Source organism: Streptomyces luteolifulvus (assembly GCF_008806595.1).
GTDB lineage: Bacteria > Actinomycetota > Actinomycetes > Streptomycetales > Streptomycetaceae > Streptomyces > Streptomyces luteolifulvus.
The window spans coordinates 59136-74368 of sequence record NZ_VZRB01000034.1; the positions used below are offsets into that span (position 1 = coordinate 59136).

The following is a 15233-nucleotide window of genomic DNA, read 5'->3' on the forward strand; positions in this document are numbered from 1 at the left end:
GTGTTCCGTCCAGACCGCGCGAGGCTGCGTTCCGCCAGCTTCGTCGTGCTGCTCACCGGCGTGTTCCTCTTGGTGAACACCCAGGTCGTGTATGCGGCCAGCAGCAGCGAGACCGGAGACCTGCTCGCCCCGCTGAACATCTACTCGTCCGAGGGTGTGCCGATCGACGGGTACGAGCTGAATGCCGCGGGCGGCTCCATCGTCGCCTTCAAGAGCCAGGCGCTGGCCTTCGCTTTGTCCGGGCTGTTCACGCTGATCCGGCTGCTGGTCGGTTTGGCGGGTTGGGCGATCGAGGTGGCCTTCCGGTTCCCGCTGCTCAAGCTCCTCACCCGCCCGGCGCAGAGGGTGGCCGACACCTACGACACGGTGGTCGTCGACACGCTGGGGTTGAAGGGGCTCTTGCTGGCTTGGGCGTTTGTGTTCGCGGGGTTCATGATCGTGCGTGGTCGGGTCGGCCGCGGTCTGGGCGAAATCTTCCTCACCCTGCTCATCGGGGCGATCGCCGCCTCGGCGCTCATCCGTCCCGACACCCTGCTCGGCCCGGACGGGCCGCTGGGGCAGTCCCAGCAGGTGGCTGCCGAGGTCGCCCAGCAGAGCGTCAACTCCTACGACTGGGGCGGCAAGATCGCCAGCTATGACCCGTGCGCCAGCATGGCCGGCAATGCCGAGATCAAGTGCGAGGAGCAGCAGGGCGACGGACCGGTCTCCTCAACGGAGGTGGCCCGGCCCGTCCAGGATTCGATCACGAACGCCTTGATTGTGAAGCCGTACATGCTCCTTCAGTACGGGCGCATCCTGGACCCGGCCAAGGATTCCGACCGCAAGGCGTACGCCGTCCACCTGAAGTGGATCACCGGCGGGTACATGCCCAGATCAACGCCCTCGGACGAGGCGAAGGACGCCTGCAGCCTGATCATCGGGCCGCTCAAGGACTACTGCGAGGGCAACGTCGACGGCACGCCGAGCGGCAGCGACGATCTCCCTGAGTTCACGCCCGGAGGCGAACTCCTCGACGCCTCCAACGCGATCGTCACCGACGAAGACCAGGCCTTCGCCGCGTTCCTCGGCGACATGAAGGAGGCCGGGCCGGTCGGCAAGTCGTGCGCCGCCTACGCCGAGAAGCCCACCTGGTGGCGGGTCGGCGGCGCGTTCCTGCTGCTGATCGCCGCGCTGTTCATCTGCGGCATGCTGCTTTCCAGCGCGATCGTTCTGCTCGGCACCCAGGGCATCTGCGCGGCCGCGGCGGCCGCCGGCGGCGTCACCTTCGTCGCGGGCATGCTGCCCGGGCCCGCCCGCCAGAGCGTGTGGAAGTGGCTGTCCCTGTGGGGGATCGCGGTCCTGGCCGTGATCGGGATCTGCGCGTTCATCCCCTTCTTTGGGATCGCCATCGACGCCACCATCACCAACGGGCCCGACCTGATGGTGGAGCGGATCCTCCTCATCGACGTCCTCGCCATCGCCGGAGCAGCCGGACACCGCAGACTGCTGACCGGGATCACCTCCTTCAGCCGGCGCATGGCCCTCCGGATGCGCTACGCCAAGGTCGGCGGCACCCACATGCCGGGCGACTCCTCCGAGCTCGGCGCAGCGCTCGCCATGAACTCGCCTGCCGCGCTGGGCGGTTACGGCGGCGGGCTGCGTGCCTTCACCGGCGGGGGTGGCGGCCGGTTCGGGCTGCTCGGCACCCGGCAGCGGCTGATGGGCGCGCTCACCTCGTTGTTCGATGGCGCGGGCATGCCGGTGGACACCGGCCGTGTGCTCGCCGACGCAGGCGCCGAAGCGGGGCGCGGGCTCGCCCCGCTCACCGCAGCGGCCGCCGTGGGCGGGGTGGGGGCGCGGCTGGGTGTGAAGGGCGCTGGCTGGCTACTGATCGGCCGGCGGCCGGACAAGGAACAGCTGGCCAAGTGGCGCAAGCCGACCGCCGACGGCGACCCGCACACGGGCGGCCCGTCCGGCGGGCCCGGCGGTACGGGCGGTGGGGGGCCGCGCCGTCCCGGCGGTCCGCCCGACCGGTACCGCAACGACGACGGCAAGGTCCTCAACCACCGCGACCGTGTGCTGCACGACCAGAACACCGACCGCACCCTGCTGTCGACCCGCGCCCACAACCGGCTTGTCCGCTTCCGCGGTTACCGCATCCTCAACCGGGGCGGCCGGGCCGCCTACGGGGCGACGGTCGGCCTGCCGGCGAACGTCCGCCGGGCCCGGTCGGGGCGCTCGAGCTACTCCCAGGACGCCCGCCAGCAGGTGCGGGTGTGGGGCAACACCTGGCGCGAGGACGGCCGGGCCTGGGGTGACACGGGGCGGCACGTCTCCCCTGTCCTGCAAGAGCACACCGACGACAGCGGCGGAGCAGCCCCGTTTGGCGGCCGCCGCCTGCCAACCCCAACGTCACCCGCCGCGCCCACCCGCCCGCCGACCCCACCACGGCCTGCCCGGTCCGGCGGCTCCTTCGGCGGTGCGGTCCCGACCTCCTCGCGGACCAGTTCACCAGCTTCTGCAGGCGGGGGCACCGCGGCAACGCCGCCTGCTCCGGCACCCTCCGCACGGCCGCAAGGCGGTGCACCGCGGCCCCCGGCGAGCAGCGTACCGGACAGGCCGGTTCTTCCCGGCGTCGGGAGCGCGCGCAGCAGGGCGCGCGACGAGGCGGCGGCCCGGATGCAGGAGCTGATGCGCCGGACCGCGCCCGAGGCCGACCGCCTGCGCCAGGAACGGACCCGGCGACAGGAGCGGGCCCGGCGGCGGGACACGGACGGTGAGGACGAGTGAGGCCTCCCGGACGCCGCGTCCGGCGGTGGGCAGGTGTGGCGGCGCTGCTGCTGTTCGCCGCCGTGTGCTGTGCCGCGCCGGTGTCGAACGCGATCAGCGCGTACGTCGCGCTGAAGACGGGTGCACAGGACGACGGCGGGATCGCCGAGGGGGGCAGCGCCGCGGACATCCCTCTCCGGATGCTCACCGCCTACAAGAAGGCCGTCCAGCAGGTCGACCGGCATGTGCCCAAGTGCCGGGGCGTGCGCTGGCCGATCCTGGCCGGGATCGCCAAAGTCGAGTCCAACCACGCCATCGGCCACAGCATCGCCGCGGGCGGCGACATCCGCCCGAAGATCTACGGGGTGCTCCTCAACGGCTCCGGCGCCGGCGGCAACACCACCGTCTTCCCGGACACCGACGGCGGCAAATGGGACGGCACCGCAAACGGGGAACGCGCCGTCGGACCGTTCCAGTTCATACCTTCCACCTGGGAGTCGACCGGCAAGGACGCAAACGGCGACGAGATCGCCGACCCGCACAATGCCGACGACGCCGCCCTCGGTGCCGCCATCTACCTGTGCGGCAACGGCCGTGACCTGACAAAACGTTCGCAGCTGAAAGCCGCGATCCTGCAGTACAACCACTCAAGCGAGTACGTGGCGAACGTGCTGGGCTGGATCGACCAGTACACGGCGGCCGCCAAGGACCCGGACCTGAAGAACGTCTCCGGGAAGGTCCGCACAGCGATCGAGGCCGCGCTCTCCCAGCGGGGTGTCCCGTACTCGTGGGGTGGGGGAAACGCGCGCGGCAAGTCGTACGGCTTCTGCTGCTCGCCGAACGGGAGCAGCGGCGCGAGCATCAAGGGTTTCGACTGCTCGGGGCTGGCGGTGTACGCGTTCGCCAAGGCCGGCGTCCGACTCCCGCGCACCGCAGCCGCACAGGCCGGGGTGGGCAAGCGGATTCCCGCCGGCCTCGACGCAAGCGCGTTGAAGCCCGGTGACCTGGTCTTCTTCGCCGATGTCCCCGGCCGAGACTCCACGATCTACCACGTCGGGATCTACCTCGGTGACGGCCAGATGGTCAACGCGCCACGGCCAAACGCCGTCGTACGGCTGGACGCGGTCAACACCATGTCTGGCTTTGCGGGAGGGGCCCGCCTGCTATGACCGCATCCCGCCGCTCGCGCTCACCGCGCCTGCTTCTGATCGCCACCGTGGTCCTGGCCGTGACAGGGCTGGTCCTGCTCGAAATGCCGACCGGATCACCCCAGTCGTCCGCGCCGGCCGTGACCGCCGAGGCTTCCCGTCCGGCTGCCACCTCCCCCAGCAGGCAACGCGGCCCGTCCGAGACGGTCACGACGGCGGCCGCCACACCGACGCAGAGCGCACTTGCGTCACAACTCCCGCCCCATGGGGAAGGGGTGGCCGGCGACCGGATCATCCAGCAGTCACTGGAGGCCGCCTGGCCCGCCGACCTCCCCGCCCGCGATGACGCCCAGCTGGTCGCGGCCGGCCGCTCCTTGCTGACGGCCGACGCCACCGGGATCGGCCGCAGCAAGTGGCCGCAGGTCTTCGGCAACCAGGACCAAGCGATCGCGCCGGCGTTCAGCCGGCTCCGCGTCCAGGCCGCGATCGCCCGCCGCGACCAAAAGCCGGATCGGGCGGTGGTGCACCTCGTGTGGGCCGGGGCCGACCGCGGCGGCACCTACACCGACCGCCGCATCACCGACTGGTACTTCACCCGCACTTCGACGAAGGGATCCACCACGTGGACGCCGCAGCCCCATCCGTGACCGATCAGGCCGACGACACAGCGGCCGGTCAGGTCCTCGGTCTGCTGTCCGGCCTGGTCGACGCCGCCGACTGGCTCTACAACCACTGGTACCTGCCCGCCCTGGTCATCGCCGCGAGCTGGGGGGTGGGCGAGATCGTGGCGCGGCGGCTCGCGGCGCGCGCCTCGGCCGAGCGGATGGCCCTGGAGCTGGTGCCCAACCGGCACTTCGCTCCGAGTCTGGAGGAGATCTTCCGCCGGGGCGTCCAGCTCGCCCGCGCCTCCACGGCCATGCCCTGGTGGGCGCCCCGCCGGGCAAAGACGGTGCAGATCCGGCTGCGCGCGGACGGCTCCAGCCCGCTGCGCTACCGCATCGAAGGCCCGGCCGGGGGCCAGCGGCTGCTGTCCATCACCCCGTTCGGGCCGGACGTCGCCGTCAGCCGGGCGAGGCCGATCGCCGACGAGCCGCGGACGCACACCGTACGGGCCGAGTTCATCCTGCGCGGCCAGCCCACCGCACCCTTGCGCGAGGTGCCTCTGGCCCCCGATCCGCTCCAGCCGCTTGTCGACGCCGTGGCCGACCTCCGCTTCGAGCTCGGCGACCTCGCCGAGATACGGCTCGACATCCAGCGCGCCCCCAAGTGGGCGCTGCGGGCGCGCCGCCTGCAGCTGATGGGCAACGCGCGCCGGTCCGAACGCCGGGAGGCCCAGCGGGCCGCGCGCTGGCTGCGCCAGGACGCCAGCGGCATCGAGGACTCGATGGGCTGGCAGCTGCAGCAGCTCCTCAGCGACAAGCCTGCCTCGGGCGGCGGACGTCGGCTGGTCATGCCACCCGTGCCCCGCCGGGTCGAGCCGGCCGAGGCGCTGGGCAAGCTCGCCGACGACGACCACCTGGTCCGAGTCCAGCTGCTCGTGATGTGCGCCTCGAACACCGAGGGCCGCGCCCAAGCCCGGCTCGCCCAACTCCAGGCCGCCCTGGACGTGTTCGGCGGCCGCTCCCGGTGGGCCATGCGCGGCTGGCGCCTGGGTCCGTGGCGGATCGGCGCCGACCACTGGCCCACGCGCCACGGATTCGAGCGCCGCTGGAACCTGGGGCACTGCCAGCCGCCCCGCGCCAACTGGGTCCGGCTGGAAGAGCTGACCGGCCTGCTCAAGCCGCCCACCACCAACTGCCGTCTGCCGGTGCTCGCCGCTGACCTGCCGTCGTTCGAGTTCGGTAATCCGGAGCTGCTGCTGCAGGGCATCTACCGGGGACCGGACGGCCGGGAGCGCATGGTCGCCACCTACGCCGAGGAGACCCTGTTCGAGGTCGGGGTGGGCAAGGCCGGCGGCGGCAAGACCGAGCGAGCTTTGGCGCAGGCGATCGGCTGGGCGCATACCGGGGGCGGGCTGCTGTTCGTCGACCCGCACCGCGACTCCTGGCCGCGGGCCACCACGTTCCTCGCGCACGACCACCTGATGCGGCGGATCGCGCTCGTCGACCTCAACGGCCTGGGCGCCAACCCGCGGGTGAGTTCGTGGAATCCGCTCGGCATGCACCAGGGTCAGACGGCGCACGAGGTCGTCGAGGCCATCACCGACGCCTACGCCTCCGCGCTGGCCTGGGACGACGCGACCGCACCGCGTGCGATCACCGTCCTGACCACCGCACTGGCCGTCCTGGTCGCCGTCAATGAGGCGGCCTGCCAGGCCGGCCGTCCCGAGGACCAGGCCACGATCTTCCACGTGCGGGCGCTACTCACCGATCCCGCCTTCCGCAAGACGGCGCTCGCCACGGTGGGCGGCCGTCTGGACGAGGAGACCCGTTCCTGGTGGCAGGTGGTGTTCCCGGCCTTGCCGCCGGACGCATTCACGGTGGTCCTCAACCCGATCGCCCGGCTCGCCGCCAACCCGGTCACCCGTGCCTTCCTCGGCCAGCCGGTCGGGGTCTACAACATCCGCGCGGCGATGGACTCGAAGATGGTCCTGTGGGTGTGCCCGGGCGGCAACGGGCCCACCGACCGGCTGGTGACCGCGCTGCTTGCTCGTGACCTGCTGCGGGCCGTGCGCTCGCGGCGTGACACCCCGGAAACCGGGCGGGTGCCGTTCCGCCCATACTTCGACGAGCTGATCACACTGACCGGCGCGGCGCCGGAGACCATCGCCGCGATGTTCGAGGACTTCCGCAAGTACAAGTGCCAAGTCCACGGCATGACCCAGCTGTTGGCCCGCCTGCCTTCGCCAGTTCGGCTGTCGCTGGTGCAGAACGCGTCCACGCTGGCCACCACCGCCGGGTCGAAGTCCGCGATCGCACCGATCACCGCGGAGTGGGGCGATGACCCCAGCCCGGACCGGGTGGCCACCATGGAGCGGTTCGAGCACTACGTGTCCATGAACGTGCACGGGCGTCGGGTGGGTCCGGTGCAGCTGCGTGGGCCCCATCTCGACGCGGTCTTCGCCGCTCAGGCCCGTCCGCGGCAGGTTCCCGCGCTGGAGCGGGCCGCCCTCGCCAACGCCGGAGCGCTCCCACTGGATCAGCTCACCGACCTCGCAGCCGAGCAGCTCGGCCGAGTCGCCGCCTTCCTCGCCGAGCGCTACCCCGCCGGCGCCGCCACCGTGTCTCTAGCGAAGGAGGAATACGAGTGATCACCTCCCAGCCGCACGACCACAGGCCGTATCGTCCGGTCGCACTCCGAGTCCGGTCGAGTCGCAGTCGCAGTCAGCGCCTGGCCGTGCTGGGGCAGCACCGCATGGCGACCACCGCTGCAGCTCGCCGGCGGGCAGCCGTCCTCGCCGCTGGACATGCTGGCCGAGTTCGGGGGCGTCCAAATAGGCGATGGCGACCCCCGGTGTGGCCGCGTCCGGGTCAGCGTCGACGACCGGCGCGGTCCAGAACCCGCTGACGCGGCGGGCGGCGTCGACCTCGCGTCGGAAGCGCTCCCGGACTGGGGGGTCGCCCGGCCTGATCGGCGCGGATCGTCTTGACCGCGACACGGCGGCCTCCGGGCGACTGGGCGAGGTAGACGTGCCCATGCCGCCGGCGCCGAGACGGCCCACAACGATGAAGGCACCAAACCATTCGGGATCGCCCGGTTGCAGTTCCTGCATCCCTCCCCCGGGTGTGTCGTTGGCCAGGTGTACAGGCTGTTTCAACCTACCTGCGGGGGAGGCTGTGATGAGCGAAGGAATTGACCGACAAATCGACTTCAGGTTCCGCAAGTGACCAGTTACGTCCCGAGTTGTACGCGTCAACTCAACTATCTTGCTGGGAAGTTGACAGGCATATGCGTAATCTTGCAGTCACGCAAACGCATTACCGCAGCTGGACCAGGCCGCGGAACTGGACTGCCGTCTGTCGGCGGCTCAGGCAGCGGTCACGTCACACCGCGCCTTACGGGGAGGCACCGTGAAACGCCGCGCACACCATTCCGCTGTTCACTTCCGTAACCCTGTCGGCGCGTCCCTCACGCTGTGCGCCCTGCTCGCCTTGACCGCGTGCAGTTCGCCCGACGGGAAGGACGAGGCAACCGAGAAGTCCCCGACAGCCTCACAGTCCCCCACAGAGTCCGCCGCCGCTGACCCGAAGGAGACGGCGAAGAAGGAAGCGATCGCAGCGTACGGGGCCTACTGGCGGGAGATGGAGAAGCTCTATGCCGACCAGACCGGCAAGAGCGCCCACCTGGACCAGTACGCAGCCTCCGCCGCCCTGAAGAATGCCCAGGCTGACTCCAAGCGGGCCCATGACGGCGGCAACGTCATCGTCGGCGACGTGACGATCACCGAATCGACCGTCACAAAGGCTGACGCGACGGCGAAGATTCCCAACGTCGCCCTCTCGAACTGCCTCGACATCTCGAAGTGGCAGACCGTCGATGCCAAGACCAAGAAGCCGGCAGATCTCCCCGACAACCGGCTGCTGAAGTACCTGATCGTCAGCACAGTCGAGAAGTATCCGGAAGGGTGGCGCGTCACCCGCGACGAGCCTCAGGGGAAGTCATGCTGAAACGCAGCATCGTCATCACCGCAGCGACCTTAGTGGCCACGCTCGCCGCCCCCGTCAGCGCATACGCGGAAGACGACCCTCAGGGAGACGGCAGCACCGACTGCTCCCTGTTCACCTGCCAGGTCGAGGTCGACGTCCCCGGCCAGGGCGGTGGCCAAGCAGGAGGCACCGACGGCACAAGCGGACCAGGCCGAAGCAGTTCATCTGACGGTGATGACGACGCCTTCAAGAAGGTCTGCAGATACACACTCGCAGATCCGCAACCACCCGCAGGCAGCCTGGACTGGCATGGCCACGAACCCGGCGACGGGGCAGTGTACGAACAGGAATGCGGCATAGGTGACTTCACCAACACCATCGCTCGGATGGTCTGGTTACCCGAGCCGCCCGAGCAGGAGACCATCGATCCGGCCGTCCTCGCGCAGCAAGCCGTGGACAAGATGACCCTGCTCGGCCCCGACATCGGCATCACCCCCAAGCCCGGCGGCAAGGGCGTCGTCGGCATGCCGGTGTACATGTGGACCGAGAAGGGCCCTGAGACCTACGGCCCCAACACCGCCAGTGCCTCCGCCGGCGGACTCACCGTCACCGCCATCGCCAAGGTCAAGAAGATCGTGTGGAGGATGGGCGACGGCCAGGCCGTTACCTGCACCACCGCCGGTACCCCCTACAAGGCCGCCTACGGCAAGCAGCCCTCTCCTGACTGCGGTTACCGCTACACCGAGCCCTCGTCGACCACCTCGACCGGGAAGTACCACGTCACCGCTACGTCGACGTGGACGATCGACTGGCAGGTGACCGGTGGAGGCGGGCAGACCGGGCAGCTCACCGAGATCCGCAACAGTGCGGTGGACATCACCGTTGCCGAGGTGCAGGTCCTCAACTGATCGCGCTCACCGCGCACCAGAGAACTCCCGAAAGGTTCCTGTCCGACATGGAAGCCACTGCGCCAGCCGTGCCGCGCCCGACCGGCTCAGACCGCTCCGAGCTGCCGATCACCACCACGGCGCCCGTCAAGCGGGAACGCCGGTGGTCGGTGGTCGCCTTGTGCATCGTGCTCGCGGTGATCTGCGCCCTGACAGCAGCCTGGGCGGTCAACTCCGCCAGCGATCGTACGAAGGTCCTCGCCGTCGCCCGCGACGTGCCGGCCGGCCAGGCCCTCACAGCGTCCGACATCACCGTCGCGGAGGTCTCCGCCGACGCTGCGCTCTCGCCGCTGCCAGCCGCCGACAAGACCTCGGTGATCGGCAAGCGGACGGCCGTCGACCTGCGCAGGGGTGGGCTGTTGCTCGCCTCGCAGCTGGCCCCCGGCACCGGTCTGGGGGACGAGCAAGAGCAGGTCGGCGTCCAGATCAAGCGCGGCATGGGCCCGGCTGGGACCCTCGCCCCCGGCGACAAGGTCAAGGCGGTGACGACCCCCGCCCAGGGAGACGAACTGCCCAAGGGCGGCGGCGTAGCCCCGGAGACGATCGACGCCACGGTCGTCTCCGTCTCCAGGCCCGACGCCTCCGGCACCGTCGTGGTCAACCTCGCCGTCGGAACGGACGAAGGCGCCATCCTGGCCACCCGCGCCGCCCTGGGCCGTGTCGCCCTCGTCCGGGAACCGCGGAGCAACTAGCCCATGCCCGTCACCGCACTCGTCTCCGCGAAGTCCTCCGGCGTCACCGCCACGGCGCTCGCCCTCACCCTCGCCTCCAAGCGACCTTCCCTGCTCGTCGAGTGCGACCCGGCGGGCGGCACCATCCGCGCTGGCCTGCTCGGGGGCCAGCCCAAGGCCAACGCCGGCATCGGCATCTACTACCTGGCCCGTGCCGAACGTACCGGCACCGAGGCCCTCGCTCACGCCTTCGCCTCCCATCTTTATGACCTCGACGAGGCCGGCCACCGGAAACTGCTGCTCGGCCTGACCGACCCGGCCCAGGCCGCCGCCTTGGCCCGCACCTGGCCCGCGCTCGCCGACGTCCTGCACGTCATGGCCCACCAAGCCGGCCACGATGTCTACATCGACGGCGGCCGCCTCGCCCTGGAGGCCGGACGCCTTCACCCGACCCTCACTCCGGCCCCGCTCCTGTACCGGGCCGACCTGGTTCTCCTCGTCGTGCGGGGAACCGAGCAGTCCCTCGCCCTGGCCCGGCACGTCATTCCCTCGCTGCGCACCGCCCTGCACGAGCAGGGCTCCGGCGCGGATGCGCTCGGCTTGTTGCTGATCGAGGAAGGTGACTTCCGTGCCCACCAGGTCGGTGCAGCCCTCGAGGTGCCGGTGATCGCCGCTCTGCCCTATGCCGCGGACGTGGCCCACTACCTCACCGCCGGCGGCAGTCCTCCTCGCGGCTACGGCCGTAGTCCGCTGCTGCGGTATGCCCGTACGGCCGCCGAGCAGATCGAGGCCGCGGCGTCCCGCCGCCAGCTCCAGCAGCAATACGCGCCTGCCGCTCCCCACCTGGCCGGGATCCTGCAGCGGCTGACCCAGCAGCACAGCGAAGGGGGAGTGAAGCATGGCTGACACCCACCAGCGTCCCGGCGTCAACGGGCACCAGCCGGCCATGGGCCGCGAAGACATCGTCGGTCTCCTCGCTGGACACCTCACCCAGCGCCGCGCGCCCGAGGCGCGGCCCGCCCCCGCTGCACAGCCAGTCCCAGCGGCCGCGGTCCCGTCGACGCGGACCGACCCCGCTGCGGTGCCTCGCCTGGCCGACCTTCCCGGTGAGCTGCCGGTGGACTGGGAAGTCATCGAGACACTGCAGGCAGAGATCTCCAAGCAGCTCACCGCACGCGACCCGCAGCGGCTCATGGAGGAAGCCGACCGGCGGGCACTCGCACGCTCCCTGGTCACCACCGCCGTCGCGGACTGGGCCGCCAAGTATGCCCAGGCCAACGTGCCGCTCACCGAGGCGCAGGAACAGGCCATCGCCATCGCGGTGTTCAACTCCATGTACCGGGGCGGCCGCCTGCAGAGCCTGCTGGATGAGGACGGCGTCGAGGACGTCATGGTCGATGGCCTGCGCGCCCACGTTGAATACCTGGACCGGCCGCGCCGCACCATCGAACGGGTTGCCGACTCCCACGAGGAACTCATCTCCTGGGTCAACCGGATGGCCCGCCTGTCCGGCCACGGCGAACGCGGTTTGACCCAGTCCACCCCGATGGTGGGCTTCCGCATGCCCGACGGCTCCCGCGTGACCGCCTCCATGCTCACCAGCCGCCCGTCGGTCGTCATCCGTAAGCACCGGCTGCGCGACACCGGGCTGGACGAGCTGCGCCGGTGGGGCACCCTCAACCCGCTGCTGCAGTACTTCCTGCGGGCCTGCGTCCAGGCGCGGATGAACCTGCTCGTCGTCGGCGATATGGGCGCCGGCAAGACCTCCCTGCTGCGCGCGCTCGGCCGGGAAATCCCCGCTGATGAACGCCTCGTCACCCTGGAGTCCGACCGCGAGCTGTATCTGGACGAACCGGCCGCCTCCGGCAGGCCCGGCCCCCTCACCTACGCGTTCGAGGCGAGGCAGAGCAACGGTGAGATCCTCGGTGACAAGAAGGCCGGCGAGGTCACCATCGCCGACATGTTCGCCACCGCCCTGCGCTACAACGCCACCCGCGTCGTCGTCGGCGAGGTCCGCTCCACGGAGATCGTGCCGATGCTGCAGGCCATGTCCGCTGGCGGTTCCGGGTCGATGTGCACCATGCACGTGCGCCGCCCGCACGCCATCATCAGTCGCCTGGTGCAGCTGTGCACGGAGGCCAGCATGGCCACCGAGGCGGCCCACCATCTCATTGCCGCCTCCGTCGACGTGGTCGTCTACATCGCTTACGACTGGGACGACGTGAAGTACGGCGGCCGTAAGCACCGCTACATCAGCCACGTCTACGAGGTCCACGACGTCGTTGGCGAGGGCGGCCGCCCCACCACCACCGAGATTTTCGGCCCCGCCGGCCCGCGAGAGCCGCGTGCGGTGTTCAAGAACATGCCCTCCTTCATCGGCGAGCTGGAGAACAAGTCCCGTTTTCCCGACCTCGAGGGCGCCCCTTCTTTCAACCGCGCCTGGCTCACCGACAATCCCCTGGGCGCGTGGGGCGGGCCCCTGCAGCGAAAGGGCCCCTCGTCATGACGCCACCCGCCCCTACCCCTCGGGCAGACGCGGGGGAGGCAAGGTGACCATCTCCGAACTTGCCCTGATCGCGGCCCTGTTCGCCGTTCTTGCCGTCGTCGCCCTCATTGTGCTCGTGCGCGAGATCCGCGGCCGGGTGCCCGATCCGCTCAAACCGCGCCGCCAGTTCGCCGTGCGAGTCCAGCACGCACGGGCCGAACTGCCGGAGAAGTGGCAGGCCCGCTGGCGCTACCTGGTCTCCACCGCCGCCATCGTCACCCTCGCAGTGTGGGCATACACGGGCTGGCCCATCCACGGCCTGCTCGCCGGAACCGCCGTCCTCGGCCTGCCCTTCGTGCTCAACCCCGGCACGTCCGGGCAGGCGCGCATCGAACGCCTCGAAGCCCTCGCGCAGTGGCTCAACCACCTCGCCGGCGTGCACACCGCGGGTATCGGCCTGCCGGCCACGATCCGCTCCTCAGCGAAGAACGCTCCCGCGCCGATCGCCGCGAGCGTCCGCGCGCTGTCCGAGCGGCTGCGCTCCGGCATGGAGGCCCACGACGCCTTCGACCTGTTCGCCGACGAGATGGCCGATGGCGTCTTTGACCACGTGGTGCTGCTCTTCCAGTCGCACGCCGTCTACAAGGGCCCCGGCCTCGCGGACGCGCTTGAGGCCATGGCCGTCACCATCCATCAGCAGGCCGCCGACGCCCGCGACGTCGAAGCCGACCGGGCCAAGGTCCGCAAGTCCGCCCGCATGGTGTCCATCGTCGTCCTCATCGTCGTTCTCGGTTGCATGCTCAACGAGGCCTGGTCTGACTGGTACCAGACCCCGGCCGGGCAGGTCGTGCTCGCCCTTCTCGGCGGCGGCTTCGCCTGGACGCTGATGATGCTGCGCCGCATCGCCCGCACCACCCCCGACCCGCGCCTGATCGAGATCGACAAGCACCGCACACGGGACCTCGTCCTCGGCTACGCCTTCGGCGCAGGTGACACCCGTCCGCAGGCCTGGGCCACGGCGGCCGCCGCACCTGCGCGGAAGGAGGACCCACGATGATCCCCTTTAACGTCATCGCGCCTGCGGCCGCCGCGGGCGTTCTCATCGGCCTGGGCGTGCGCGCCGCCTGGCCTGCCCGGCCCGACCTGACCAGCGCCTTGGACAGGCTGGACGCGAGCAAGGTCCCCGCCAGCCTGTCGAGCGACGGGCTCGCCCCTACTGGATCGCTCCCGGAGCGGGTCGGCAACAGGCTCCTCGCCGATCTCGGTGACCGCATCGCCCTGCCGCGGCGCGACTTGAACCTGCTGCGCATCAGCCCGGCCGAACACCTCGGTAAGAGGGTCCTGTTCGCGCTCTACGGTCTGGTCGTCCCCCTGCTGCTGCAGGCGGTGCTCGCCCTTGGTGGCGCACCGTTTCCGTACGTCGTCCCGGCGGGGCTGTCCCTCGGGCTGGCTGTGCTGTTCTGGCTCTGGCCCGGCCGCGAAGTGGCCAAGCAGGCCGCCGAGGCCCGCCTCATCGTCCGGCACGCCGCCGCCTCCTACCTCGAGCGCGTCGCCCTGGCCCGGGTCGCCAACTCCGGTGCCGCCCAAGCCCTGACCGACACTGCCCGGGTCGGCGAGAACTTCATCTTCGAGCGCATGCGGCAAACGTTCCACCAGGCCGACCTCGCCGGCGTCACACCGTGGGACGCCCTGAAGCAACTCGGCGAGGAGCTCGACATCCCGGAACTCACCCGCCCCGCCGACACCCTCGCCCTGGCCGGAGACGGCGCCGCCGTCTACACCACCCTGCAGGCCCAGGCAAGGCAGCTGCGCATCGCCCTGCTGTCCGATCAGAAGGCCAAGGCCAACGAGGCCTCCGCCGCCATGATCCTTCCGGTCACCTTCGGTGTCATCCTCATGATCACCTTCGTGATGATCCCCCTGACGATCACCATTCTCGGCAGCTGACCCAAAGGAAAAACACTGTGGCCCTCACCTACCTCACCACCCTGCTGCGCGCCCGCTGGCAGCAGCTGAAGAACGCCAGCGACGCCGGCCAGTCGACCACCGAACTCGCCGTCATGGCAGCCGTCTTGATCGTGGTGGCCGGACTCGTGGTCGCCGCCATCAGAACCAAGGTCCTCGAGAAGATCGGCATCATCAACGGCGGGTGACCGCCGCACGCACTACCGGAGAGGAAAACAGGTGAAGGCGCAGAGCAGTGGCCGCTTGCGGAACCTCGCCGCCCGGTTGCGCGCCGATCGCGGCGTCGGCAGCGTCGAGGTCGCGGTCCTGGCTGTCGTGGTACTGACGCTCGTCTTCACCATCATCCAGGTCGGCCTCTTCTACCACGCCCGCAAAGTCGCGCAGTCCGCGGCACGGCAAGGCGTCGACACCGGACGGCAGTTCGGCTCCAGCCCCGGCGACGGCGTCGCCCAGGCCCAGGAGTTCCTCGCCAAGTTCGGCGGCAGTGTGCGCGGGGCGTCCGTCTCCTCCGCCGGCAGCACCGCCCAGGAGATACACATCTCCGTCACTGGGCAGGTGGCCACCCTCGTTCCCGGCCTTGAGCTGACAGTCACCCAGGACGCCCACGGCCCCATCGAACTCTGGACAAACCCGTGATCCGCCTCCACAGATCCGGGCGCCGACGCCGAGCGGGCCGGGACCGG

The 15233-nt window shown here is 70.5% G+C and carries 13 protein-coding genes; all 13 read left to right on the forward strand.

Going from position 1 to position 15233, the window contains the following annotated elements:
- The 13 genes from F7R91_RS33605 (at position 1) to F7R91_RS33665 (ending at position 15186) form a co-directional block, all read left to right on the forward strand.
- On the forward strand, positions 1–2769 hold the full coding sequence (locus F7R91_RS33605) for a hypothetical protein (protein WP_150955770.1): 2769 nt from the start codon (positions 1–3) through the stop codon (positions 2767–2769).
- A gap of 35 nt (positions 2770–2804) precedes the next feature.
- The gene (locus F7R91_RS33610; protein ID WP_225320928.1) at positions 2805–3917 is read left to right on the forward strand and encodes a C40 family peptidase; all 1113 of its coding nucleotides are present in this window, start codon (positions 2805–2807) and stop codon (positions 3915–3917) included.
- Entirely contained in the window at positions 3914–4543 is a 630-nt protein-coding gene (locus F7R91_RS33615; protein WP_150955776.1) for a hypothetical protein, read from the forward strand. The genes F7R91_RS33610 and F7R91_RS33615 overlap by 4 nt, the downstream gene beginning before the upstream one ends.
- Entirely contained in the window at positions 4519–7146 is a 2628-nt protein-coding gene (locus F7R91_RS33620) for an ATP/GTP-binding protein (protein WP_150955779.1), read from the forward strand. Before F7R91_RS33615 ends, F7R91_RS33620 begins: the two co-directional genes overlap by 25 nt.
- Positions 7147–7906: 760 nt before the next feature.
- A complete protein-coding gene (locus F7R91_RS43195) occupies positions 7907–8503 on the forward strand; it encodes a hypothetical protein (RefSeq protein ID WP_225320929.1) in 597 nt (198 codons plus the stop codon).
- The gene (locus tag F7R91_RS33630; protein ID WP_150955782.1) at positions 8497–9390 is read left to right on the forward strand and encodes an ATP/GTP-binding protein; all 894 of its coding nucleotides are present in this window, start codon (positions 8497–8499) and stop codon (positions 9388–9390) included. Before F7R91_RS43195 ends, F7R91_RS33630 begins: the two co-directional genes overlap by 7 nt.
- Positions 9391–9437: 47 nt before the next feature.
- Positions 9438–10121 carry an SAF domain-containing protein gene (locus F7R91_RS33635; RefSeq protein ID WP_150955785.1) on the forward strand — a complete coding sequence of 228 codons (684 nt, stop codon included), beginning with the start codon at positions 9438–9440 and terminating at the stop codon, positions 10119–10121.
- A 3-nt stretch (positions 10122–10124) separates the two neighbouring features.
- Positions 10125–11006, forward strand: a complete 882-nt coding sequence (locus F7R91_RS33640) for a hypothetical protein (RefSeq protein WP_150955788.1) — start codon at positions 10125–10127, stop codon at positions 11004–11006.
- Entirely contained in the window at positions 10999–12606 is a 1608-nt protein-coding gene (locus F7R91_RS33645; RefSeq protein WP_150955791.1) for a CpaF family protein, read from the forward strand. The genes F7R91_RS33640 and F7R91_RS33645 overlap by 8 nt, the downstream gene beginning before the upstream one ends.
- Positions 12607–12649: 43 nt before the next feature.
- Positions 12650–13642 carry a type II secretion system F family protein gene (locus tag F7R91_RS33650; RefSeq protein ID WP_150955794.1) on the forward strand — a complete coding sequence of 331 codons (993 nt, stop codon included), beginning with the start codon at positions 12650–12652 and terminating at the stop codon, positions 13640–13642.
- Positions 13639–14532 carry a type II secretion system F family protein gene (locus tag F7R91_RS33655; protein WP_150955797.1) on the forward strand — a complete coding sequence of 298 codons (894 nt, stop codon included), beginning with the start codon at positions 13639–13641 and terminating at the stop codon, positions 14530–14532. The genes F7R91_RS33650 and F7R91_RS33655 overlap by 4 nt, the downstream gene beginning before the upstream one ends.
- A 17-nt stretch (positions 14533–14549) precedes the next feature.
- Positions 14550–14738, forward strand: a complete 189-nt coding sequence (locus F7R91_RS33660) for a hypothetical protein (RefSeq protein WP_150955800.1) — start codon at positions 14550–14552, stop codon at positions 14736–14738.
- 31 nt (positions 14739–14769) lie between these two features.
- Positions 14770–15186 carry a TadE/TadG family type IV pilus assembly protein gene (locus tag F7R91_RS33665; protein ID WP_150955803.1) on the forward strand — a complete coding sequence of 139 codons (417 nt, stop codon included), beginning with the start codon at positions 14770–14772 and terminating at the stop codon, positions 15184–15186.
- Positions 15187–15233 lie beyond the last annotated feature (47 nt).

Coding starts and splice junctions, on each gene's coding strand:
- F7R91_RS33615 (WP_150955776.1), top strand. CDS start 3,914: ATGACCGCATCCCGCCGCTCGCGCTCACCGCGCCTGCTTCTGATCGCC.
- F7R91_RS33630 (WP_150955782.1), top strand. CDS start 8,497: ATGCTGAAACGCAGCATCGTCATCACCGCAGCGACCTTAGTGGCCACG.
- F7R91_RS33635 (WP_150955785.1), top strand. CDS start 9,438: ATGGAAGCCACTGCGCCAGCCGTGCCGCGCCCGACCGGCTCAGACCGC.
- F7R91_RS33640 (WP_150955788.1), top strand. CDS start 10,125: ATGCCCGTCACCGCACTCGTCTCCGCGAAGTCCTCCGGCGTCACCGCC.
- F7R91_RS33645 (WP_150955791.1), top strand. CDS start 10,999: ATGGCTGACACCCACCAGCGTCCCGGCGTCAACGGGCACCAGCCGGCC.
- F7R91_RS33655 (WP_150955797.1), top strand. CDS start 13,639: ATGATCCCCTTTAACGTCATCGCGCCTGCGGCCGCCGCGGGCGTTCTC.